The 3564-nt window shown below is 71.6% G+C and carries 3 protein-coding genes; 2 read left to right on the top strand and 1 reads right to left on the bottom strand.

What is annotated here, in order from left to right; genetic code table 11:
• The coding region (locus HYE82_RS35085; protein WP_256988135.1) for a cytochrome P450 at nt 1-1150 on the top strand (1150 nt) is incomplete at its 5' end.
• Nucleotides 1151-1248: 98 nt separating this feature from the next.
• On the opposite strand, the gene HYE82_RS35080 is transcribed toward HYE82_RS35085, so the two are convergent.
• Nucleotides 1249-2034 (bottom strand): hypothetical protein, encoded by a 786-nt coding sequence (locus HYE82_RS35080; protein ID WP_218783406.1) that lies wholly within the window; start codon nt 2032-2034, stop codon nt 1249-1251.
• Between the two features lie 190 nt (nt 2035-2224).
• On the opposite strand from HYE82_RS35080, the gene HYE82_RS35075 reads away from it, so the two are divergent.
• A complete protein-coding gene (locus HYE82_RS35075; protein ID WP_179178273.1) occupies nt 2225-3532 on the top strand; it encodes an FAD-dependent monooxygenase in 1308 nt (435 codons plus the stop codon).
• Nucleotides 3533-3564: the final 32 nt, after the last annotated feature.

Genomic DNA, 3564 nt, shown 5'->3' with positions numbered 1-3564 from the left:
CGGCTGTCCCTTCGACCCGCCCCGCGAACTCGCCGGCCTGCGCGAGCGCCACCCCGTCAGCCGGATGACCTATCCCGACGGCCACGAAGGCTGGCTGGTCACCGGATACGGACCGGCCCGGGAGGTCCTTGCCGACTCCCGGTTCAGCTCGCGGTACGAGCTGATGCACTTCCCGATACCGGGCGGCCCCGAGGGCACGCTGCCCCCGGCCCCGGTCGGCGACATGACCGGAATGGACGCCCCCGGGCACACCCGCTACCGGCGGCTGCTCGCCGGCCGGTTCACGGTTCGCCGCATGCGCCTGCTCACCGCGCGGGTCGAGGAGATCACCGCCGAACGCCTGGAGGACATGGCGCACGGCGGCGCGGAAGCCGACCTCGTCACGGCGTTCGCCCAGCCCATTCCCGCCCTCGTGATCTGCGAACTGCTCGGGGTCCCGTTCGCCGACCGCGACACCTTCCAGCGCCTCGTCCACACCCTGATGAGCCTGGACGCGAGCCCCGAGGACCGGTTCGATGCCGTCGCGGGGCTGCAGCAGTACATGCTCGACCTGGTCCGCGCCAAGCAGGCGGCCCCGACCGACGACCTGCTCGGCGACCTGACAGCCAGCGACCTCACCGAGGAGGAACTCGCGGGCCTCGGCGGCTTCCTGCTCGGCGCCGGACTCGACACCACCGCCAACATGCTCGCCCACGGCACGTTCGCCCTGCTCGCCCATCCGGAACAACTCGCCGCCCTGCGCGCCGATCCCGGTCTCGCCGACAGCGCCGTCGAGGAGCTGATGCGCTACCTCAGCGTCGCTCACACCATGGTCCGGGTGGCCCTGGAGGACATCGAGCTGGACGGCTGCACCATCAAGGCGGGGGAGAGCGTCACACTGTCCGTCGAGGCCGCCAACCGCGACCCGGAGCGCTTCCCCGACCCCGACACCCTCGACATACGCCGCAAGGCCACCGGACAGCTCGGCTTCGGCCACGGCGTCCACCAGTGCCTCGGCGCCCAACTCGCCCGCGTCGAGATGCGCGTCGCCCTGCCGGCTCTCGTGAGCCGCTTCCCGGCGCTGCGCCTGGCCGTACCGGCCGCCGACGTCCCGCTGCGCACCGGCATGAACATCTACGGGGTGCACCGGCTCCCGGTCGCCCTCGTATGACGGGACGCCCTGCCTGACGGGACCGACGACCGCGCACACGGGCTCCCCGCCCCGGACCGCAGTCCGGAGGCGGGGAGCCCGGAAGGGGGCGTGGCGGGTCAGACCTTGGGCGCCGCCACGGGGACGGGCCGCAGGGCGGCCGCCCGCGTCCTGATGACGTCCACGGGCATGTGGTTCGCCTTGAGCGCCGCGTACGCACGGCACAGTGCCTGCGTCCGCACCGGCCGGCTGCCGGCGGACGCCGTCAGGTCCCCCGCGCACTGCAGCTCCCACCGGGGGAAGCGGCGGCGCACCCGAGCCACCGGGGCGCTGGGGGCGAAGTACAGCATGGTCGTGTTCTCGTGCGGGTTGTGAGCCGAACCCTCGTACACCATTCGGCCGCTCGTCTCCAAACGGTCCGCGAGACGGGTCAGGGCGCTCTCCTCGGCCCCCTCCATGAACAGGCCCACATGGTTCTCGAAGCCGTGCACACGCTCCTTCGCGCCCACGTCCTCCTCGTAGGCGGGGCTGGACCGCGGGAAGAGGAAGACCTCGACATCGGGTGCCGGGCCCGCGGTGACGCGCAGCCGCGTCACCCGAATGTCCGTGTCCTCGGGCAGCCAATGGCGCTCCACCAGACGGCGCTTCACGAGCACGCTCGGTATGGTGGTCGAGGCGGCCCAGCCGTTTTCCTCGAAGTAGTCGAGGGCGGATTCCACGGTTTCCGGGAACAGCAGCGTCGCGCAGTGTGAAACGACGCAGCCGCTCCCTATTTCCCGTTTGAGATCGCCGGGTATCCAGGGAGGCAGGAGGTACTCCAGCGATTTCCTGGAGGCGTGGCGGGCGTAGTCAACAGCATGCTGGAGGCGCTGCACGTCGCACGGTTCGAACGTCTCGTGATGCATGTCGCAGCCTTTCTGTTGCCGACACCTGATTAAATCCACGTCACCCATCAGGCGGCATTCGGCCGTACTCTGATCGGGTGACCGGTCCTCGTTGACCTGCGTATCTCGCCCATTGCCGGTCACGGGGTTGTGCTCTTCGCCGAACTGCCGCATTTTTGGGCTGAAGAGGTCGTCCCTGGAGGTAGCCAGAATGTCTCGGTACGGCAGAAGGAACCCTCCGCGCATCCTGATAGCCGGTGCCGGAATCGGCGGACTGACGACCGCCCTCAGCCTCCACGCGGCGGGGCTGGACAACGTACTGATCGTGGAATCCTGTCCGCGGCTTCTCCCCGTCGGCGCCGGAATCAACCTGCAGCCCGCCGCCGTTCGCGAACTGACCGAACTGGGCCTGGGCGACGCGCTCGACGAGGTCGCCGTGGCGACCGCCCGGCTGGAGTACCACCACCGCTACGGCGGCCTGATCTGGGGCGAGCCCCGCGGCCGCGCCGCCGGCTACAACTGGCCGCAGTACTCGGTGCACCGGGCCCGCCTCCAGGAGCTGCTGCTCGGCGCCGTACGGGACCGCCTGGGCCCGGACGTCCTGCTCACCGGGCGCCGCCTGGCGGGCTACGAGACCGGCCGCGGCCGGGGCCGCGGCGACAGCCCCGTACGGGCCCGACTGGAGGGCCGGCCCGACCCGGTCCCCTGCGACCTCCTCATCGGCGCGGACGGCATCAACTCGGCCGTACGCGCCGCCATGTACCCGGACGAAGGGCCGCCGCTGCGCAACGGGATATGCATGTGGCGCGGCATCACCGAGACCGCCCCGTTCCTCGACGGCCGCACCATGGTCATCATCGGCTGCAACAGCAGGGTGAAGGCCGTCGCCTACGCGGTCTCCCGGCCGGACGGCCACGGCAGGTGCCTCGTCAACTGGGTCGTGGAGAGCCGCACCGGCGACGACGCGGACACCGACCCCGCGCGGGGCGGCCCCGACTGGGAACGTGACACCGTGCCGCCCCGGACCGTGCTGGCCCATCTCGACGGCTGGCGCAGCGACTTCCTCGACCTCCACGCGGTCGTGGCCGCGGCGCCCCGCATCGCCCGCTACCCGATGATCGACCGCGACCCGCTGCCGACCTGGCGGGACGGCCGCGTCGTCCTCCTCGGCGACGCCGCCCACCCCGTCTACCCGACCGGCTCCAACGGCGCCTCACAGGCCATCGTCGACGCCCGGGTCCTCGCGTACGAACTCGCCCACCACGACGTGGACGAGGCCCTGGACCGGTACGAGGGCGCCCGCCTGCCGCAGACCACCCGCCTCCTCGCGGCCCACCGGCGCCTGGAACCCGACCCCGTGCTCCGCGAGGTGGAGGCCCTCGCCCCCGACGGCTTCACCGACATCCGCCACGTCCTGCCCGAGGCCAGCCTCGACGGCATCAGGTCCTGCACCCTCCAGGTCACCGGCACGGACGCCGCAGCACTCAACTCCCGTACCTCATGGAGCGTCGCGGTATGAACATCCCCCGCTTCCCCCGCTTCCCCCGGCTC

Origin of the sequence: Streptomyces sp. BR123 (genome assembly GCF_013401435.1) — a bacterium.
Classification (GTDB): Bacteria; Actinomycetota; Actinomycetes; order Streptomycetales; family Streptomycetaceae; genus Streptomyces.
This window is presented reverse-complemented; position numbering and strand designations above follow the sequence as displayed.